Source organism: Enterobacter cloacae complex sp. 6730903 (genome assembly GCF_048283985.1).
In the GTDB taxonomy this organism is placed as follows: domain Bacteria; phylum Pseudomonadota; class Gammaproteobacteria; order Enterobacterales; family Enterobacteriaceae; genus Enterobacter; species Enterobacter hormaechei_C.
The window spans coordinates 14,841-34,584 of the sequence record NZ_JBLVXX010000021.1; the positions used below are offsets into that span (position 1 = coordinate 14,841).

The following is a 19,744-nucleotide window of genomic DNA, read 5'->3' on the forward strand; positions in this document are numbered from 1 at the left end:
CGGGAGGAGAATAGATCAAAACTACGTCACGCCAATACAGAGGTAAAATATGACAAAACCGGGGTTTTCACCCCGGTCTGAGATTTAGCGTCAGGACTTTTTAGCGCTGTATTCTTTTATCAGTTCGTCAACGGAGTGCAGAGCCAGCTTCTCTACCGCTTCACTTCGGGTCGAGCCACTCAGCGCAGCCAGACGGTCAATTTTTCTTAAGATCCGCATGCGTAGCGATAAGGACACGGCTGTTTTTTTATCCTTATCGAGTACGACCTTCCCTGTAGACTCACCGGTTTTCAGTTCAGCATTCTGTGCGAGCGCTTCATTCATCCGGCGAAGGGTCTTTTTATCCAGCTGGCCCGGATTAACGAGATGGTAGGAATGACCTGCCTTGCTGTATTTGATCTCCGCAGAATATGACTCGCGTAGCTCTTTGAGGGCCCGGGTTAATGTCGGCTCTGAGCATTCCAGACTGGTTATAATGTCGGCAGCGGAAACGGGCTTGCCGGTGCCCAGTAAGTTGGCAAGCTTAAAAATCCGGGCCTGTCTGGTATTTAATTGCATCGTAAGATTTAGCCTGCTTAAAGGGTTAGTGGTTCAATAGGCTGAAAAATGAAGGTACTGCTCATCTTTCGAATAACCGGGTGATCGCCTAACGCTTCAACCGGATCAATGTGTTCTATGCCTGCAAAATTTACTGACGACATCTGGCTGCGAGTGCATTTGCAGGACAGGATATACTCATCCTCCAGATAGCCGGTCCGCTTACTGACCCGTTGCGTAAAGCCTGACACAATCACGTTGTCGAAAGGTAGCGTATGTAAAACGATACCGACCAGGCGGAACAAGCAGCCATGGACGTGGCGGGCATAGTTTTCGCGTACGGCTTTTTGCGTCATGGCTTTTTCCGTCAGCTCCGTGCCCCGGGCATTAACGCCGTAAATCTTATCAGGGAAATCTTCAATCTCAGCTAAATCAACGTCCAGCAGGACTGCTGATAGCTCCGGCTTTACTTCAAATGCAACAATCGTTTCACGCGGCCATTCAGTTTCTGCCAGCACACCCGCCAGGTATGATTCGAAAAACGCGGCGTCTGTCCGGAACTGCTGCCGGGCATCTGCCTGAGCCGTGGCGAGCCGTTTTTCATGTTCTTCTGCTTCAAACTTCCAGTTTGCATACTGTTCGGCCCAGGCCGTCCGTTGTTGCTGGTACCGGTGCTGTCGAAGGGTATTCTCACGCTCCACATCAATCAGCTCCTGCTGCCACCGGCGAAGATTTTCGGCGTGGCGCTCAGCTTTAGCTGATTCCGATTCAAACCATTTACCCAGAAAACTAATGCCTTCGCTCTCGGCAGGCTTTTCCGGCAATGCAAGGTAGTCTGGCTTTTCTGGACGCACCGGTGCCGGAACCTGAAAAGGCGACGTTCTGTTATGCAGGTATACTGCTTCCAGCTCTGCCCAGCTGATGCCTGTTTTTGGATCCGGCGTCAGCTCGTGAATATTACGGATTGCGGTTACCGCTGACATGAGTTCAGCGGCTTCCTGCTCAAGCGCCTGTCTGAGCCCCGGGTCGGTTGCCGTCCGGTTTCCACCTCCGGAACGCGCGGCCCGGTCAAGCCGGGTACGGTAACTCAGCCCGGTACCGGGCAAGCCCAGATTGGCATAGGTCCCCCGGCTACCAAAAGAAACGGAAGCACCTCTCGGCCCGACACTCAGGCTCGGTGCACCGTTACTCAGGTTGAGGCGAACGCCAGGAATAATGTTGATCGACTTTCTGAACCTGAACCCCATTATGATTTCCTTAATGATGCTGGGTCACGGTAAGTAATCTGATTCCATCAGCGCTTTGCTCGTTCTGTAACCCATAAAAACGAGCTCTGTCCAGAATGCCAGCCGCCCAGCGGCGATGTGTGGCGGGTTCACACATTGCTCCCTGCGACTTAAACACGGCCTGGGTAGAGTTCAGGATCCGCAGAGCGTCAGAATACTCACCCTGAGTGACCATCAGCGCGTTTTGAATGACCTCTATCTGACCCGGGTGAATGGCCGTTTTCCCAACAAGCCCATGTGCCATATCAAGAGCCAGCTCTCTGGCCATAACGGCATGATCGTCAATATGCTCACATACGGGCGCGGTCAGGGCAAAATCACGCGGGCCGAAGACTGAAACGAGCATTTTGATGACGTAGCCCATCGGGCTGTCATACAGCGTCAGGTCCCGGGGGCGGCGAAGCGACACAACGTTCATAAGATCGTTGCCGCCGATTCGAAGCGCAATAATGCGGTCGTGGCAGGGATGTTCCACCAGGCGAGTGGCCAGCTCGCGCATCTGAACCACGTCAAAGACGTCTTCTGTTTCCAGCGTTGGCATCATGCACAGGTGAGTCCCGCCCATGATATCCCACCATTCAGCTAACGAACTGAGGGTAAATTTCGGCAACACAAACCCATCGACAGCGGAAAGATCATAATGCGCTTTTAACCATCTGCCCATTTCGGCATGCCGAGGGCGAATGAACACCAGAGGCCAGTCATTTTTACCCAGGCTACGCATGCTGTTACTGAGCTCGTGCAGCAGGTGCTCCAGATTTTTGAGGGCGATGGGGATGTCTGCTTCACTGACAGCATCCTCCAGGCAAATCACCAGAGAGCGCAAACCCGGGATTTTCCCGTGCAGGACGGCATCAGCAATATCTTCCCGTGTTGCAGGCATGTATAGCGTGGCTCCCAGATTCCAGGGAGAAAGACGATTTTTCATCAGAGTACCTTCTTGATAATGGTTACAGCCCGATACTGGCCGAGGGTTCCCCCCATTTCTGTAACAACTATTCCCTTTTCACGAGCAAGCCCTACAAGCAAGGCAACGTCCGGGTCGTCAATAGAACGCACAAATACATGGTCCGGTACCCGACGTAATACAGCCCGGGTTGCTTCAGCAATACCGGGTTTAATACGATTGACGCTGTCCACTTTAAATTCATCGGCCAGGAACGCGATAACGTCGCGACTTGTCTGCCATAAGACCCGGGCTGACTCCATATTCCAGCTCAGGGTAGCGAGGGATGACGGGGTTAACTTCTTACGGAAATGGGCGACGGTATCGACAAGCATCCGGCTGCATTCGAATTCACTGAGATGCTCGCAAACCATGCACCCATGTAATCCTTCAGAGGACCATACTGACCGGGAGATCAGGCCTGATACCGGCGCACCCATGATGCCAAAAGGAATGAGCCAGTCATCATCACTGGCTGCAAGCCAGGAGCAGCCACAGGGATCGGCCAGGACAACCAGTCGCGGCTGCTCAGGATAGCCCGGGCGATCTTTCAGTGCGCGTACAAGCTCTCCGGTAATTGCGCCTTTACCTGTCCATCCGTCAACAAAGACAATACCGCTGGTACCATGGCGCTCTTCAATGACGTCGAGGGCTGCACCGTCAATTCCACGATCCCGGATAATGCTGATACCGTAATGCCATGAGGTTTTCCCCATGTCACGCAGGGCCTGGTGCAGCATAACGCCGAGCGGCACGCCAGCTCTGACGAGACTGGCCAGTACAATGGGCTCATCACCGAAGCGTTCGGCCAGAGCAATAGCGAGCTGTGTGACTTCTTTTGCAAGTCTCTCTGCGCCCCGATCCAGCGCCCGGTGAAACAAATCAAGATGCCATTGTGTTGGCGCTGGCTCCTGACTGAGCATGTCCGAATAATGTTTCTTCCCTGACTGAATCAGCTCTTCTTTTTGCTCAACCGGCGTCATCTCAATGACTACCGGCTTTAGCAGAAATTCCACGTCACCGGGCTGGTATGAGCCGGTAAATGTGTCATGTGGCTGCATTTTAATTTTCTCCAAAAATTCGCTGTGAAATGGCATCTGCAAACTGACTCTGACGCGGGATGCCAAACCAGCTGCACAGTTTCATAAAACGATGATCGCTCAGGCTGTCGCCCAGACCAATTACGGGGAAGACTCCGCGTTCAGCCCGAAGTTTTTCAAGAAGCCATCTGACTGCCAGCCCTTTCTCAACCGCGGTGGGAAGCCAGGCCACGTTATTACTGTTGCGGTGGATGTAGAAGCCCTCGGTCGGAAACACCGTTTCTATCTCATCTGCAATGGCATTGAGCTCGTCAAGGCGGGTGCTGTCGCGGTGCTTCATCACCATATAAACCGCCGTTTCACCGTATTCGAAGTTCAGCCTTGCCCAGGCATTGATCCCTTTTGCGTCCATCATTTCAGTGATCAGACGCTGCATCGATGTCAGCTTTTCCTGATAGGGAGCCAGCTGGCCGAGCATATGGGCCTTCCACTCCTCGTCGGGTTTGCCTTCTGGCGTGAGAATGACGGCCCCGTGAGTGGTGATTGCCCAGGAGTGGAAAGGGATCCGTACGCGGCTGATTTCTTCAGTTCCCCGTGCGGTAACGGGTATGAGTTCAGCCTGCTCCAGGAGCCAGTCCACCAACATGGACTGTTCTTCCGTCATAAAGCTTCGTGGATTCAGGGTGCGATCAACGGCACCGGTACGGAATGGCTCCAGGGCCAGCTCGTCCACCATTTTACGACGGGTCTGAAAGAGCGTGTCGTCAAGGTCGCTCAGAACAACGGGTTTATTCATAGGTAACAATCTCCACGACGGCCGCAACCTCAGCCAGCGCTTTAAGAAGCTGCGTGTCAATACTTTCTGCGGGTGTCTCAGTACACACAAGAATGCGGTCAAACTGCTGGTGGGCGACGTTATAGACAAAATTGGGGATGCCCAGCCCGTAGTTATCCGTAAAGGAAATGGCGGACTCAATGGCATAACCAACGGCGATAGGGGAGCGGGTGGTCGATCCATAAAATGCCTGTGCTCCGGCAGCTTCGAGCCGTTCAGCAAGCAGGAACGGCTCCCAGACGAATTCCCCGGTCCCGAGAACCAGAATACGTTCCCCCTTGTGGACGGAGACCTCATGGCCGAGATCGGCCGCAGGTGCGAGCATCCCCAGTCGGCCCCAGGACTGTTTTCCCTGGATGTCCCATTCTCCTCGTGAAGTTACGTTGACTTTCGGCATGTCCGGGACAGGTGCATCAGGTAATGGGGTCCATCCCCACTTACCGCTTACAAGAGAAACCGAAGTGACTGGTAAGGTGCTGCGCTCGGACAAGGCTTTGCCACTCCAGTCGGTAAGCGTAACGGCTATAACCTGTTCAATATGTTGAAGCTTGCCGGTATTACGCAGGGCTGAAAGCAGGTTAATAAAGGTATTACCGGTGGTTGCCTCGTCATCAATCAAAACCAGCGTTCGTGCGTTGGTAACACGACGTCTTTTCTCTTCATCATCTGGCAGATAGATCAGATGATCGGTGGCGTGGCTGTGTTCTTCCTTGAACTCGCAAAGCAACGTGCCATCAACCGGGTGACGGGTAGAGGTCAGATAGACAGATTCAGGATGCTGGTGGCGCACTTCATCAAATACACCGGCCCCAAGCCCAACGGCGGTTTCAGCCATACCGATAAACAGTACGGGTCCTGTCAGTGTCGAGGGGAACTGGCTGGCAAGCTGTCTGTAGGCCTGCCGCATGACTGAGGGTGGCACGGGAATGTGCCTGCCGAGTACTTTGCTGACAAACAGAAAGGCGCGTTTCGGGTTACGTCTTTCAGCGATGTCAAACAGGTCATCGAGCGAAACTTCACCCTGGTCGCGGGTTACCTGAATCGTACCGCATGAGAGGGTACGGCGATAAATCATATCTTCGAGGATATCAGACATAAATACGCCTTAATTCAGAAGGTTAGAGAGTGATTCCGGGTATGCAATTACATCCGTAATGGATCTCACCGCAACCGGAGAAAAGGTGTTTTTAGCGCTCTGGCGCACCATATCTTCAGACATCAGACCGAGCTTAAAGGCAGCAAATAACCCAGGAAGGTTCACCCCGCTGTGAAGGGTATAACCCACCCCCCCTGACGGACGCATGTTGGTTTCAAGCAGCACCGGGTTGCCATTCACATCGTTTCGCGTCTGAACATTCACCAGCCCGTCGGCCTTCATAACCCTGGCGCAGTCACACGCCAGTTCCCAGGCGCTTCCTTCGTTTACCAGATACTGGATAACCCCTTCCTTACGGCGTCCCACGGCTGCGAGTATTTCGCCCTTATCCGCGAGGATATCGACGGAAAATTCCGGGCCTGGCAGGTACGGCATCAAAACAAGGGGTTTAAACGACTCAGCAGCTGATGCTGCTGCAATATACTGTTGCGGACTGACCAGACGATGTTCGGGATGATTAAAGACGGCCATAGGCGAAGCACTGTCATCAAAGCGCCAGAATCCCATGCCATAGATACCCGTCACCGGCTTCACGCATACCGGGCTGTCAGTGAACGGCGGGGCCGCGAGGTGTGTTTTTAATTCTGCCAGCGTATTCACCCGCCAGGATGGTACGACCGGGAGACCCTTTTGCTCCATAAACTGAGCAAAAGTAACTTTTTCGTCAGCCAGAGTTAACCAGTCGACGCCCGTTGCACCGGTAGTAAGGGTGGCACCGGTCGATTCAATGGCTGAACGGTGTTCTTCAAACCACTGGCTGTTACGGCCAGTATGAATATGGTGGATGCCGTAGGACTGAATGGTTTCCTGGATAAACTGAAGACGTTTTTGAGGATCTTCAGGTTCAGTCAAAGAATAGTCGGCAACGGAAAGGATTTCATTTCTTTCGTTACGGTGGGAGGCAAAAACGGTAATGGCAAAATTATTTTTTTTTGCAAATGATTTTACCCCCTGAATAATATCTCGCTGGGAGGATAAACCTTCCATAAACCAAATTTTCTTGTTCATTTTTTTTAATTATCCGGAACGCCATGCAAATTTATGATTGAGAAGTGAGTCTATGAGTGTCTAAGCTACATGTCAATCATAATATGATTAATAACTCCTGTGGTTATGGAGTGCGTCAGGTTTTTTGGATTCCTGATAACACATTGATATTTAAATTAAACTTAGAAAATTAACACCCTGAAAAGGATTTCTTTTTGTGTTTTTACAGAAAACTACCAAAATTTCCCTTGTCAGAGAACTTCATCATGATATGATTTTCTTCGTCAGTTACTAAATATACCTTTGATTGTCTCGGTCATTACCATTTTAAGGAATAAAACATGGTTTCATTAGTTAAGAACCAGACGGTATCACTCAGCAAAGAATCATCTGCATTAAGCCAGCTTCATTTCGGTCTCGGTTGGGATCCGGTTAAGAAAAAAGGTCTTCTTGGAGGATTGTTTGGAGGCAACGACTCAATCGATCTCGATGCTGGCTGCGTATTAATGGACAGCACCGGTAAAACAATTGACACCATCTGGTTCCGCAAACTGGAATCCACCTGCGGCGCTGTTGTGCACAGTGGCGATAACCTGACCGGTGAAGGTGACGGTGACGATGAGGTGATTAATGTCAACCTCTCCCGACTGCCTGCAAACGTTGAATACCTGGCGTTTACGGTAAACAGCTTCCGTGGTCAGTCGTTCAATGACGTCGAAAACGCGTTCTGCCGCGTTGTCGATCAAACCGGCAAAGAGCTGGCTCGCTACAAGCTGACTGAGCAGGGCTCACATACCGGGATCGTTATTTCTTCGCTGCGCCGTAATAACGGCAACTGGGACTTTACCGCCCTTGGCCATGCCTGTCGCGGCCGCACAATTGACGATATGCACTCCGATATCGTTTCAGCGGTTATTCGCTAATGAACCTGACGCCGGGGGGCAATGCCCCCGTTCCAGCCCAGGAGTTGCGGGTCCGGATCACCTCGGGCGGCCAGGTGGATGCTTCGGCGTTTCGCCTGTATGCCGACGGGAAGGTGCAGGGTGATGCGGACATGGTGTTTTATGGTCAGCCACGTAACGATGATGGTACCGTCAGCCTGGTCAGTGAAGGCCAGTACTCAACCTTTACTGTCGCGCTCAACCGGCTGAAACCTGATGTCCAGAAAATTGCGTTCACCGTGACCTGTGACGGTGGGCAGACGGTGTCCGGTCTTCGTAATCTTTCCATCGACGTGGAGCAAGGGGCTACCGGCCTGGTTAGCGGCAGTGTCGAACTGAGCGGCCGTCAGGAAGCAGCCTTAATTCTGGGTGAATTTTACCGTCGTAATAATGACTGGAAATTCCGCTTCGTTGCGCAGGGGTTCAACGGTGGACTTAAACCGCTGGCAGAGCATTTCGGCGTAAATATTGCCGACGAACCGGCTCCCGCAGCCCCGACTCCTCCGGTTGTAACCCCTCCGCCAGTTGAGACAAAAATCAGCCTGAGCAAGGTATCGCTGACAAAAGAGAAGCCTGCAATCAGCCTGACCAAACGGGATAACTTCGGTGAAATCCGGATCAACCTGAACTGGCACCGGGGCAGCGGCAAATCAGGCTTTGCAGGCATGTTCGGCTCCAAAGGAATCGACCTGGATCTGGGGGCCTTTGTTGAGCTTCAGGACGGGTATAAATCGGTCATTCAGGCGCTCGGTAATGCATTCGGTGATTATCGCGATGAACCGTATGTTCAGCTCAAGGGCGATGACCGGACGGGTGATGTATCAGACGGCGAGTGGCTGCATATCAATGGACGTGAATGGAAGCATATCCGCGAAGTGCTGATTTACGCCTTTATTTATGAAGGTGTTCCCAGCTGGGACAAGACTGATGGTGTGGTCACCATTCATGTGCCGGATCAACCGCCCATTGAGACCCGCCTGACCGAAGGTGAAAACCGTCGCACATTGTGCGCCATTGCCAGACTCGTAAACGAAAACGGCGCAATTAAAGTCGAGCGAATTAACCAGTACTTCAAAGGCCAGGACGAAATGGACCGGGCATTTGGCTGGGGATTTCGCTGGAGCGCCGGTTCTAAATAACACAGCAACAAAGGAAACAGGTATGAGCTTTTTCGACAAAGTTAAAGGTGCCATTAACTCAGGCCGTGACGAACTGACCCGCCAGGTTGGCCGTTTCAAAAACAAAAAATTCATGCAGGGCACCGTTGCTGTATGTGCCCGTATTGCCGTATCGAGTGACGGCGTAAGTTCGGAAGAAAAGCAGAAAATGATGGGCTTTCTGCGCTCTTCAGAAGAGCTGAAGGTCTTCGATACCAATGAGGTGATTGAGTTCTTCAATAAACTGGTTTCAAGCTTCGATTTCGATGTTGAAATCGGCAAGGGCGAAACCATGAAATACATCCTGGCGCTGAAAGATCAGCCTGAGGCCGCTCAGCTGGCCTTACGTGTTGGTATTGCCGTTGCGAAAAGTGACGGTAACTTCGATCAGGACGAGAAACTGGCCTCCCGCGAGATCGCTATCGCGTTGGGCTTCGACCCGGCTGAATTTGGCCTCTGATCCACATCCCTAAGGGTAAAATATGGTTTCCACACACATCGGCTTCCCGACTGAAACGGTCATTGTTTTTATTGCGCTTTCAGTCGGTGCCATCTTTATTGACCTGTTTATGCACCGTGATGACAAGCCTATTTCGCTGAAGAGTGCGGCGCTCTGGTCCGTATTCTGGGTTGTGGTTGCGATGGCATTTGCCGGTTTCCTCTATATCCACCACGGTGCTGAGGTTGCCAGTCTGTTTGTCACGGGTTATGCGCTGGAGAAAGTGCTGTCGGTCGATAACCTGTTCGTCATGATGGCCATCTTCTCCTGGTTCGCCGTTCCGGATCGTTATCGCCACCGTGTTCTCTACTGGGGGATCATTGGTGCCATTGTCTTCAGGGGCATCTTTGTCGCCATCGGTACGAGCCTGCTGAGTCTGGGGCCGTATGTTGAAGTTGTCTTCGCTATTATCGTTGCCTGGACAGCGGTCATGATGCTTAAAAGCGGTGATGACGATGATGAAATTGAGGATTACTCCCAGCATCTGGCTTACCGCATGGTTAAACGCTTCTTCCCTATCTGGCCGAAGCTCAGAGGGCATGCCTTCCTGCTTAACCAGAAGGAAGTGGATGCTGAACTGGCGAAACCAGAAAACAGCGATGTCACCATTGGCCGTGGTAAAAAAGCGGCGCTGTATGCGACCCCGCTGTTCCTGTGTGTGGCTGTGGTTGAACTCTCGGACGTAATGTTCGCGTTTGACTCGGTACCGGCAATCATTGCCGTCAGTCGTGAACCGCTTATCGTCTATAGTGCCATGATGTTTGCTATCCTGGGCCTGCGTACTCTGTACTTTGTCCTTGAGGCACTGAAACAGTACCTGGTTCATCTGGAGAAGGCCGTTATCGTGCTGCTGTTCTTCATCGCGGCAAAACTCGGCCTGAATGCGACCGATCACATCTGGCATCATGGTTACAGCATCGCGGCAACAACCAGCCTGTATGTTGTACTGGGTGTACTGGCGCTGGGCATTCTCGCAAGCGTCATGTTCCCGGGCAAACCTGAATCTGAGGAAAAGGGGAGTTAATCCCCTTAAGTGTTAACCTGAACAATTACTAATCGAAGAGGTTATTTTATGAGTGTTTCTCTTTCCAAAGGCGGGAACGTCTCCCTAAGTAAAGCAGCTCCGTCAATGAAAAACGTCCTGGTGGGCCTTGGCTGGGATGCGCGTTCAACAGACGGTCAGGACTTTGACCTGGATGCTTCAGCATTCCTGCTGGCCTCAAACGGCAAAGTGCGCGGCGATTCAGATTTCATCTTCTATAACAACCTGACGTCATCCGACGGTTCCGTAACGCACACCGGCGATAACCGCACCGGTGAGGGCGATGGTGATGATGAATCGCTGAAAATTAAACTGGACGCCGTCCCGTCTGAAGTTGACAAGATCATCTTCGTTGTGACCATCCACGATGCTCAGGCTCGTCGCCAGAGCTTTGGTCAGGTATCCGGTGCGTTTATTCGTCTGGTTAATGACGATAACCAGACTGAAGTTGCTCGCTACGATCTGACCGAAGATGCGTCCACTGAGACTGCCATGCTGTTCGGCGAGCTGTATCGCCACAATGGTGAGTGGAAATTCCGCGCAGTAGGTCAGGGTTATGCTGGTGGTCTGGCATCTGTATGTGCTCAGTACGGCATTAACGCGTCCTGATCAAAAAGTAACTTTTCTACCCGGGGCTGTTAATGCAGCCCTCATTCAACTGTTTGCAGGAGCTAAAAATGGCAGTTTCTCTCGTAAAAGGCGGCAATGTATCTCTGACCAAAGAAGCACCAACCATGAATGTTGCTATGGTTGGCCTAGGCTGGGATGCCCGTGTAACCGATGGTCAGGGTTTTGACCTGGACGCTTCCGTGTTCGCAGTAGGCGAAGACGGTAAAGTGTTGTCAGATGCGCATTTCATTTTCTTCAATAACAAAACCAGCCCTGATGGCGCGGTAGAGCACCAGGGCGACAACCGTACCGGTGAAGGCGACGGCGACGATGAGCAGGTCAAAATCGATCTGACCAAAGTCTCAGCAGATATCAAAAAACTGGTGTTTGCCGTTACCATCTATGATGCAGAAGCGCGTAAACAAAACTTCGGCATGGTGAGCAACAGCTTCATGCGCGTTTACAACAACGACAACGGCACGGAAATTGCCCGTTTCGATCTGTCTGAAGATGCCTCAACCGAAACCGCTATGGTCTTCGGTGAACTGTATCGTCATGGCGCTGAGTGGAAGTTTAAAGCTGTCGGTCAGGGCTTTGCCGGTGGCCTGGCGGCTCTTGCCTCCCAGCACGGCGTTAACATCTAAAATAACGCTGAATCATACCCCGGCAATGCCGGGGTTTTTTTTGGTTGCGATCCGCTATCAGGAGGGGGGGGGCAGAAAGGGTTCGGGAATCTCAGAAAGCAGAGAGATGTTAATTCTGACGTGAGCCTTTTAAAGGCAGGAAACGGATTTTTCTCTGGTTGCTGGTTAAAGCCTGTATTCCGTGCCTTATATCAACAGCATGCCCCTCTGATATATGTTACGTTTGCGACTTATGAAGGCACGGGTTCTGGAAGATAAAATACCCGACCAATGGAAATTCCAATTCAACAGGTATAGAAACTTCAACGTGATGAAATATGGTGTCACACCATATATACGCCTCACCAGAAATCCAGCGTCCTGAACTAAGCCAGGGGAACCTATATAAACGCTGCGCTTTAAAATAATCAAAAATCAGGAGAGTTAATGTGAATCTACAATCCGGACAAAACATACCACTTCAGCAATCTGCGATCAGGCTGAATCTTCAGTACCCTACCAAATCCGGCTTTAAAGGCGAACCCGATACCTGCCTGTTCCTGCTTAATGCTCAGGGAAAGGTCAGCGGCGATTCTGACTTTATCTTTTACAATAATCTGTCTTCTCCTGAAGGGGCAGTAAAGCTCGTTACCGGTTCTCAGCAGTCCAGCATTGAGATAGCACTGGATCGTGTTCCTGCGAACATCAGTAAAATTGCAATCACAGTTGTCATTGATGGTGAAGATACCATCAGTGGGCTCAGTTCGTTGAGCATGCAGGCTCAAGGAATCGCTGAGTTCCAGGCTGAGACTCAGGGCCGCAGTGAGAAAGCAATTATCCTGGGTGAAGTATATCGGCACAATGGCGCCTGGAAGCTTCGTGCGCTCGGGCAGGGTTTCAACGGTGGTCTTGAGCCTCTGGCCATTAGCTATGGCGTTGATGTCGCACAGCCAGCTCCGCAGCCAGCAAAGCCTGCTCGTATCAGTCTGGAAAAGAAACTGGAAACCAGATCTCCGCGCCTTGTAAGCCTCGCTAAAAAAGCCTCGGTCAGTCTTACTAAAAATAAACTGGACACCCTTGAGGCAGCGGTTGCATTTGTACTTGACGCATCCGGCTCAATGAGTGGCCAGTTCAGTAAGGGTAACGTTCAGTCTGTGCTGGACCGCATCGCCGTTCTTGCCGCCCAGTTCGACGACGACGGTGAAATGGATGTCTGGGGATTTGGAGAGAAGCATAAGAAGTATCCAAACGTCACACTGGACAACCTGGACACATATATTCAGTCCATTCGCGGGGCTGGAAAGCGTTCAGCCTGGGAGAACCTGCCGGGCCTCGGAGGGACAAACAACGAGCCTCCTGTGATGGAAGAAATAGTCGACTACTTTAAGGACTCGAAAATCCCGGTGTATGTTGTATTTATTACCGATGGCGGGATCAGCAAGACCCGGGCGATTAAAGATGCAATCCGGCGTTCTGCCAACTACCCCATCTTCTGGAAGTTTGTCGGCCTGGGTGGTTCAAGCTACGGTATCCTCAAAAATCTGGATGACTTTACTGACCGCCGGGTTGATAACACCCACTTCTTTGCCATGGATGATTTCGGTTCGATTAGCGATGAAAAGTTATATGATAATCTACTGGAAGAATTCAGACCGTGGATCGATGAAACAAAAAGGTTAGGCATCCTTTAATACGCACAGTTTGAGCTTGGTTGAATGAGCTCTACAGCAGCTTAATACTGTAGAGCCTTTGTTCATTGGAAATCGTACAGGGAGGCGCATATGGACCGCATCAAGTACCTGAAATGGATAGCTGAAGAATCACCAAGTACGGCTCAGCAGCTGGTGGCCTGGTTAAACAGAGCAAGGCACTATACGCCCGACATGAAAGAGCATCAGGCAGGTGTACAGATTCAAGAAAAGGGGATTGTTGTAGGGCTTAGACAAAGTACTAATCGTTATCATGGAGATTGTCTGACCATACATGTGGTACGGCTTCCGGAAGAAATACAAAACAAGGGATGGTTTAAGTCTTTTCTGAAGCTTTGCTGTGAATCGAATCCCTGGTGCGATGTTGTAATAGAAGACGTGAAAAACCCATATTTATTAAGCTTTTGTAAGAAACTAAACTTTACTGTATTAGATGAATTTTACCCGAATACTTACATAGTAAACACAGATGCCATTATGAGTTTACCTATCCCACCCTTAGGGAGATACGAAACCTATCTTTATTAAACCTGCGAACCTTTACCGGTTGCGTGGGGAGCGGATGGACTTCGGCTAAAGAAAAATCACATCGTCTATTTTGACCAGAAAAAGCTAATCTGCTTGATGTAATGCAGAAACGCATTACATTAATATCTTCTCCCAACAATCACCTGAACAATTCCCTGATTGCTTTTCACCTCATACCAGTGCTGGCTCATAGTTAGTCCTTAAGCAAATTTGTTATCGGAATAAAGAACGAAGCCAGCCTCATCGAGGCGCATAACCTTCTTCCCTTAACGCCTGTTGTAATTTTTCAATTGCGCTTTTCATTACCCAGGCTTCTTCGTCACTCACAGCACAGCCACGAAGATCGCTCCAGCTCAGACGTTTAACTAATTGAGCAAGGGCCATAGTTTCATTCTCATCAAGCTGCAAACTCAGTGTCTCAATACCTTCCACTATCTAACCTCCCTTATACTGAAAAATGGCGCTTTATTTCTGACCAGATGCCGAAGCCTTGAATGCGGCCGGAACTGCCGTTGTTTCTACTTTACAGAAATGGAATTAAAAAGTGGTGGTGCTGGGCACGTTTCTTTTCCAGTCGGGGTTTAAGCCAGAGCCGAAACTCATTCAACTTCTCAGCAGCCAAAACCGCTTCAACGGGGAAAACTTTATATTTACCCTGCTGCTGAGGTTCACCCAACCATCGCCTGATGGCTCCGTCAGTCCATAAACGAGTCTCTTTGAGCCTGGTTACAGTGACCCATTTCCTGGACCATTCATCAAATTGTCGCTGGCGATCCCGATAACGTTGTTCTTCCTGCTGACGAAGCCAGTCACGATCAACAGCGAATTTTCGGTATCCAACAAAGAGCCCTTGTACTTTGGCCATGACAACATTCCGGTTTGCTTAGAACTGTTCAGACAGACATGTCAGGGATAAAGCTGAAGAAAAAGGTACAACGAAGAATAACCAAGACATAGGCCTGCCGGGTAAGTGGTGCGGTGCACAGGACTGTCGGAAAGTACGCTCAGAGAGGGTCGTTTAAGCATGATGCACCACCGCCAGCCAGCCTTAATAATGGTAATGTACCACTGGGTTACCAGACAGACCAGTAACGCATCAAACATAAAACTGTTTTTTAAAAAACGTCAGGAACGTAGCCTGACCTTTTAACCAGTGGTGTAAAAAACATACAGATTGCTCTGAGGTATGAGGTTCAGCAACTAGCCTTGTCGACGCAGAAACATTAAGTAATCAATAGCAGCTATCGCAAACAATGGTGAAAACCACCACGTGCTTTTCAACAAGCCAAGCGGCAGAAAGAGTACAGTTGCCATCGAATAAACAAAAACACGAACCATACCATCTGTAATAAACATAGGCTATTTGCAATCTGAGGTTGGATTGTAGATTTTAGTTAGAAATGGATCAAAGTCCGTTTTGTGCAAAACTTGGTTGACAACCCTCTTTTGGAAGATGTGCCGTTTCGTGCAAAAGTTGGTTGGAGGCCAAGATGGCAGAGTTCGTAGGTTCGGCTGCTTCGCAAGCTGATTTCATTTGGAAGAACGCGGAAGACCTGTGGGGGGGGATTTCAAGCATACCGACTTCGGCAAGATCATTTTGCCGTTTACTCTGCTGCGTCGATTGGAGTGCGCACTGGAGTCTACACGGGAAGCATCGCTCGATAGCCAACCAGCCACGATTGAGTTCTTAGAAGCAGAGTTCAGTGTTGATTTCGATGCGCTGCTATCTTGACCGCCAATCAGACCCGCATGGTTCAGGTTTGTGTATGAGAGTCCCCAAATGGCTGTAGTTCTAACCAAAGCCTTGATTGAAGCCGGCCGCGCCGGAAATAGTGGGTACAGAAAAGGCAGTTGCTTGCGCTGGGCGTAAGTTACCCGCCGAAAAGCGGCTGGATCGAACGACTGATCGGCACTGAGGTATCTGACGAGCAGTACGAACGCTTTCTGGGGCACAGCACGAGCAAGCAGGCTGAACAGATCCTACGCGGAGAGCAGCCAGCCAAGGGGCTTCAGTATGCAAAGCGAGCGAAGAAGCTCGCTTCTGAAAGAAAAGCCACAATTGATCTGGATAACGAGCACCTGTCTGAAATCGAAAAGTATCGGTAGCCCTAGACTTTTAGCCGCTGAAGATCTCTTAGATACCATTGGTGAAACTTGCTGAAGTCAGCCTTCTGTTTCTCTACCGTGCTGTTATAGATCGCATCACTGGTAACCGCACAAGCAGTCCAGCCAGCCTCATAGACGAAGCGAGTAGCTATCGGTGACTTCTTCGGGGTGCTATCCCAGCGGTTTTTGAGCCACCGCGCAAGCCCTTCATCAAGAGGGACCACCAGATTTAGCTGCTGTTTTGTGCGAGTGATACCGACATAAAACAGCCGACGTTCCTCCTCGATTTCCTCTTCGGCCGGAGGGGTGTTCATCGATGTGCGAACGCTGTAAACATCATCGGGTTTGCCGCCAGGAAATTCCTGCTCATTCAGCCCGATCAGTATTACGTTATCCCACTCCAGCCCCTTGGAACCATGCAGTGTGGAAAGGATGAAGGGATCGCAGTCAGTAGCAGCCTCGCCTGGATTCAAGATAAGGTTTAAAAACGTGCGGGAATCGATCTTACTGGAGTCAAGTAGCTCCCCGATCCTCACGACCCCTCGTTGCTGGTCGTTCGATCCAGTGCGAGTTACACCCTCAGAGCCAACACTATCAATGAAACCCTCCATACTCAGGCGTCGTAACACATCGATAGCAGGCGTTTCCTCTCCGTCTTTCTGGCAGATAGTGGCGAGCCTGCCCAGCCGATCTTTTTGGTATTGTGCGCCCTCGAATAACTGACCTAGAGCAGACCATAGGTCGGCGTGCGGAGCCATCAATCCACTGAGCGCCGCTTTGAATTGCCCTTTCTGCCATCTAAAACCAGCCTCCTTCAGAAAGCCGTAAACAATCGCTTGTTTGTTGGGATGGTTTTCCAGTAGCCGCAGATCGCCGTACACAGACAGCAAGACGCCAACTACCAGTATCCCGATTTCGGTGCGGGTGTGTAATGCGCTTGAACCATTGAGGTAGCGATAAGGTAGCCCACACAGGCGTAAAGCAATTTCCGCCTCAGCAAGGTTCGCCTTAGTGCGGGACAATATGGCTTGTGTTCCACTGCTCACCGAGAGGTTTGATAGCACCTTGGATAGGCAGTTATCAAAGTGCAATCTGACCTCTGTTTTGGGGGTGCTAGGATGACTGACACAAAGCTTGGTCAGCTTTGTAGAGTTGCGCCGAATTACCGAGTTAGCCATCAAGGAAAGCTCATGGCCAAATCTGAACGTGCATGACAGTTGAAACACCTTCGTATTCGGGTAGTGCCTTTCAAACAGTCCGCCGATAAAGTCTGGTCGAGCACCACGCCACTCATAAATACACTGGTTAACATCACCAACAGCCATAACCGACGTATCCGACTTAGATAGCAAGCGGGTCATGTCATGCTGTATCAGGTTAACGTCCTGATATTCATCAACAATGATGTGCTTGAAGTGGGCACCAAGGCTGCTGTCATTACGCAACAGTGCGACAGCCTCAATCAAACAGTCATCAAAGGTTCGCAGACTGTTTTCCTCCAGCAGCTCACAATAGCGGCCATAGGCGTGAATAAACTCCCGTTTGATGTTGCTGAACGTTGGATCATTGGCAGCATCAACAGGAGTTACGGCCGCCGCCCGGCAGCGAGCAATAAACAGCTCGAAGTTTTCAATTTCATTGGGGTCAATATAATTCGCCTCATGGTCAAAGCCATAGCGGTAGGCTTGCTTTACCAGTTGCTCATAGCGGTAGTCGCTTGGAGTAATGAGGTCTTTCTTCTTGATTATCTGTTGGCGTTCTCCGTAACCAACAATCTTTAAGGCCAAGCTGTGGAACGTGCGGATTTCTGGAATCACGCTCGACATCAGTGCCGTCTTCAAGTTCTCCGTGAAGCTCACCTGCGCCGACTTGTTGTACATCAGGATCAGAATGGAGCGAGGATCAGTTCCCGTCTTGACCAGCCGCTCAACGCGCTTTACAAGTGTGGTTGTTTTCCCGCTACCAGGTACGGCTTTTACCAACGCATGTCCGGTGTCATGGCTGACAATACTTTTCTGCTCCCAAGTCAGTCTTTTGGTCATGCCTTAACCTTGTAATTGGCGCACTGACGGGCCTCGGTGTAGGGAACGATCTTTGCCTTACTGTGACATTGCAGATAGCCATCCTCCCATCGGCCTGCTTGCTCGCACATAATGCAGTTGGGAAATAGTGAATGAGGATCGGCGTGACGGATAAAAGCTCGTAAGTTATCAGCCAGCTCAGCGGCCCCTAACGATCTAGGCCATGTGTTCACGTCAGAATTGATTGTTAAATCCACTTCAGCGAGCGGCATCGTTTGTTCGTTGAGTCGGCCGGAACCACTTAAACTCCAGACAGACATATCCACGTTACCTACTGAGCAGACGCCGCTACAGGTGTCCACAGATTGAAACGGGGGAAGCCAGTTGAATACTCTCAGGATCTTCTCCTTGATCGAGTAGGCCCCGGTAAGCAACATCTGAATATCAGAGGCAGATTGGACCTTAAACTCAAGAATCGGGATACCGGCTTCGATCTTGTCTTGAGAGCAGGGGTGTGTGACACAAATCTCTACGTAGCAACGCCTTTCGCCAGTCGTATCATACAACATCACGTCTGGTCGCAGCCCTGTGACCTTATCGTGTTTTTCCAGCTCTGCCTGATCGAAAAATTGAGTCAAGTTGTAGCGTGCAGGCACGGATTTTACGCACTGACGTGCTTCGTCTCTAACCAAGGCTAAACGAGAACCATTACAGGCAACCCGGCGCTCCAGCTCAAGGCTAATAGGCATTTCACGGCTGAGAGCTTGTTGGTAGCGATAGAAGAATGCTTCTTTGCCGCACTTGTGAAGATAGGTTTCAAGGGCACAGCATTCTTCCGAATGGCGAAAGTGCTTAGCGTTGAACTCGCCCATTACCGGGGTCAGGGGGCTCTTACAACCTGGGCAGGTGTAAGTATGTGAGCGCAGGGCAGCGCCAATGTGCGTGAGGGTGCCCTCGCCGTCTAGCGCGTAAGCGTATTGTATTGAGCTGGATTGAGTTGTCATGACTGCGTATCCTCCCAAAAAAATCCAGCTAAGAACAGACCTTACGGCAGGCAAATGGTAAGTAGTGCTTCTTGAAGCAGTCGAGTGTACAGCGGCTCAGTGAAAAAGCTAATCGCCCGCTCAACAACCTAGTGATACTGGTGCAGATTCGACAATGAGTTAATGCCCGGAGAGCATCTGCAAGACTTCTAGCTGGAAGGCATTCCAACCAGCCCTCGCTTCTGAAAAGCCGTCAGGAAACGGTAAAATCCAACCAAGTGAGCAACTTCACTTGATCAAAGATCTAAGGCTAGAATGATGGAATTCCAACCTTAGTTTGCAAATAGCCTAAACATATAACTTCCTCTGAGGATTTAAAAGAATTCTCAGATGTCTTGAAAGCTACTTTTTAAACTTTCTCATTCTGAGAAGCATATTTAATTTTGCTGCGTCTGCTCGTGCTGCTGCTACAGAAAGGGCTTTATGCAGTGAAACTACCACGACAAACAAACAGAACATCGACCAGAATCCATCCATTTCGTTTACCTAATCGTTGAGGTTTTTATTCGGGATATCTGGCTAAATAGGACTACACAGATACCCAGTTAAACCCCCCGCTTACATAACACTCCGGTTCCTCACCAGACGTTTTATTCTATCGCGGTCTGTGGTTATCAGAAGCTGCATAAACCGGTTATTTAGTCCGTTACGCGAAAATTATTGAGGATCCGGGCTGTTA

General features: G+C 50.4%; 20 protein-coding genes and 1 pseudogene. 10 read left to right on the forward strand and 11 right to left on the reverse strand.

Features of this window, described 5'->3' with window-relative positions; genetic code table 11:
- Positions 1 to 90: 90 nt before the first annotated feature.
- From terW to ACNQ0W_RS12920, 7 genes are read right to left on the reverse strand one after another with little or no spacing between them, the layout of a single operon-like run.
- Positions 91 to 558: a tellurium resistance protein TerW gene (gene terW, locus ACNQ0W_RS12890; RefSeq protein WP_001176767.1), complete on the reverse strand. Its 468-nt coding sequence runs from the start codon at positions 556 to 558 to the stop codon at positions 91 to 93.
- Positions 559 to 575: 17 nt separating this feature from the next.
- The gene (locus ACNQ0W_RS12895) at positions 576 to 1,784 is read right to left on the reverse strand and encodes a DUF4236 domain-containing protein (RefSeq protein WP_011152964.1); all 1,209 of its coding nucleotides are present in this window, start codon (positions 1,782 to 1,784) and stop codon (positions 576 to 578) included.
- A 10-nt stretch (positions 1,785 to 1,794) separates the two neighbouring features.
- Positions 1,795 to 2,751: an HpcH/HpaI aldolase/citrate lyase family protein gene (locus ACNQ0W_RS12900; RefSeq protein WP_011152965.1), complete on the reverse strand. Its 957-nt coding sequence runs from the start codon at positions 2,749 to 2,751 to the stop codon at positions 1,795 to 1,797.
- Positions 2,751 to 3,830 (reverse strand): cysteine protease StiP family protein, encoded by a 1,080-nt coding sequence (locus ACNQ0W_RS12905; protein WP_001585166.1) that lies wholly within the window; start codon positions 3,828 to 3,830, stop codon positions 2,751 to 2,753. The genes ACNQ0W_RS12900 and ACNQ0W_RS12905 overlap by 1 nt, the downstream gene beginning before the upstream one ends.
- A 1-nt stretch (position 3,831) precedes the next feature.
- Positions 3,832 to 4,605, reverse strand: coding sequence for a hypothetical protein (locus ACNQ0W_RS12910; protein ID WP_001040058.1), 774 nt, complete (start codon positions 4,603 to 4,605; stop codon positions 3,832 to 3,834).
- Positions 4,598 to 5,740, reverse strand: coding sequence for a phosphoribosyltransferase domain-containing protein (locus ACNQ0W_RS12915; RefSeq protein ID WP_001280115.1), 1,143 nt, complete (start codon positions 5,738 to 5,740; stop codon positions 4,598 to 4,600). The genes ACNQ0W_RS12910 and ACNQ0W_RS12915 overlap by 8 nt, the downstream gene beginning before the upstream one ends.
- Positions 5,741 to 5,749: 9 nt before the next feature.
- A complete protein-coding gene (locus ACNQ0W_RS12920; RefSeq protein WP_012695441.1) occupies positions 5,750 to 6,808 on the reverse strand; it encodes an ATP-grasp domain-containing protein in 1,059 nt (352 codons plus the stop codon).
- A 320-nt stretch (positions 6,809 to 7,128) separates the two neighbouring features.
- Here ACNQ0W_RS12920 and ACNQ0W_RS12925 point away from each other — a divergent pair, with 320 nt between their 5' ends.
- From ACNQ0W_RS12925 to ACNQ0W_RS12960, 8 genes are all read left to right on the forward strand, one after another.
- Complete coding sequence (locus ACNQ0W_RS12925; RefSeq protein ID WP_000254137.1) at positions 7,129 to 7,710, forward strand: tellurium resistance-associated protein TerZ; 582 nt, start codon at positions 7,129 to 7,131, stop codon at positions 7,708 to 7,710.
- On the forward strand, positions 7,710 to 8,867 hold the full coding sequence (locus ACNQ0W_RS12930; protein ID WP_001054786.1) for a TerD family protein: 1,158 nt from the start codon (positions 7,710 to 7,712) through the stop codon (positions 8,865 to 8,867). Before ACNQ0W_RS12925 ends, ACNQ0W_RS12930 begins: the two co-directional genes overlap by 1 nt.
- Positions 8,868 to 8,889: 22 nt before the next feature.
- The gene (locus tag ACNQ0W_RS12935) at positions 8,890 to 9,345 is read left to right on the forward strand and encodes a tellurite resistance TerB family protein (RefSeq protein WP_000007449.1); all 456 of its coding nucleotides are present in this window, start codon (positions 8,890 to 8,892) and stop codon (positions 9,343 to 9,345) included.
- A gap of 22 nt (positions 9,346 to 9,367) precedes the next feature.
- Positions 9,368 to 10,408 (forward strand): tellurium resistance membrane protein TerC, encoded by a 1,041-nt coding sequence (gene terC / locus ACNQ0W_RS12940; protein ID WP_000255079.1) that lies wholly within the window; start codon positions 9,368 to 9,370, stop codon positions 10,406 to 10,408.
- Positions 10,409 to 10,456: 48 nt separating this feature from the next.
- A complete protein-coding gene (terD, locus tag ACNQ0W_RS12945; RefSeq protein ID WP_000116680.1) occupies positions 10,457 to 11,035 on the forward strand; it encodes a tellurium resistance membrane protein TerD in 579 nt (192 codons plus the stop codon).
- A gap of 68 nt (positions 11,036 to 11,103) precedes the next feature.
- Positions 11,104 to 11,679, forward strand: coding sequence for a TerD family protein (locus tag ACNQ0W_RS12950; RefSeq protein ID WP_000301247.1), 576 nt, complete (start codon positions 11,104 to 11,106; stop codon positions 11,677 to 11,679).
- A 428-nt stretch (positions 11,680 to 12,107) separates the two neighbouring features.
- Positions 12,108 to 13,349 (forward strand): vWA domain-containing protein, encoded by a 1,242-nt coding sequence (locus tag ACNQ0W_RS12955; protein WP_001053340.1) that lies wholly within the window; start codon positions 12,108 to 12,110, stop codon positions 13,347 to 13,349.
- Positions 13,350 to 13,439: 90 nt separating this feature from the next.
- Positions 13,440 to 13,895, forward strand: a complete 456-nt coding sequence (locus tag ACNQ0W_RS12960) for a hypothetical protein (protein WP_000374058.1) — start codon at positions 13,440 to 13,442, stop codon at positions 13,893 to 13,895.
- A gap of 240 nt (positions 13,896 to 14,135) precedes the next feature.
- Here ACNQ0W_RS12960 and ACNQ0W_RS12965 read toward each other — a convergent pair whose 3' ends face one another.
- Positions 14,136 to 14,327, reverse strand: a complete 192-nt coding sequence (locus ACNQ0W_RS12965; protein WP_000398479.1) for a DUF7706 family protein — start codon at positions 14,325 to 14,327, stop codon at positions 14,136 to 14,138.
- A 91-nt stretch (positions 14,328 to 14,418) separates the two neighbouring features.
- A complete protein-coding gene (locus ACNQ0W_RS12970) occupies positions 14,419 to 14,760 on the reverse strand; it encodes a hypothetical protein (protein ID WP_001151572.1) in 342 nt (113 codons plus the stop codon).
- Between the two features lie 625 nt (positions 14,761 to 15,385).
- Between ACNQ0W_RS12970 and ACNQ0W_RS12975 the strand changes: the two are divergent.
- Both ACNQ0W_RS12975 and ACNQ0W_RS12980 read left to right on the forward strand, forming a co-directional pair.
- A pseudogene (locus tag ACNQ0W_RS12975) lies at positions 15,386 to 15,606 on the forward strand (type I restriction-modification system subunit M N-terminal domain-containing protein); the annotation flags it as partial.
- Positions 15,607 to 15,746: 140 nt separating this feature from the next.
- A complete protein-coding gene (locus ACNQ0W_RS12980) occupies positions 15,747 to 16,001 on the forward strand; it encodes a hypothetical protein (protein WP_000880375.1) in 255 nt (84 codons plus the stop codon).
- A gap of 2 nt (positions 16,002 to 16,003) precedes the next feature.
- Here the strand turns inward: ACNQ0W_RS12980 and ACNQ0W_RS12985 are convergent, their stop codons facing one another.
- Positions 16,004 to 18,043, reverse strand: a complete 2,040-nt coding sequence (locus ACNQ0W_RS12985) for an ATP-dependent helicase (protein WP_000166877.1) — start codon at positions 18,041 to 18,043, stop codon at positions 16,004 to 16,006.
- Positions 18,040 to 19,026 (reverse strand): hypothetical protein, encoded by a 987-nt coding sequence (locus ACNQ0W_RS12990; RefSeq protein ID WP_000211823.1) that lies wholly within the window; start codon positions 19,024 to 19,026, stop codon positions 18,040 to 18,042. Before ACNQ0W_RS12990 ends, ACNQ0W_RS12985 begins: the two co-directional genes overlap by 4 nt.
- Positions 19,027 to 19,744 lie beyond the last annotated feature (718 nt).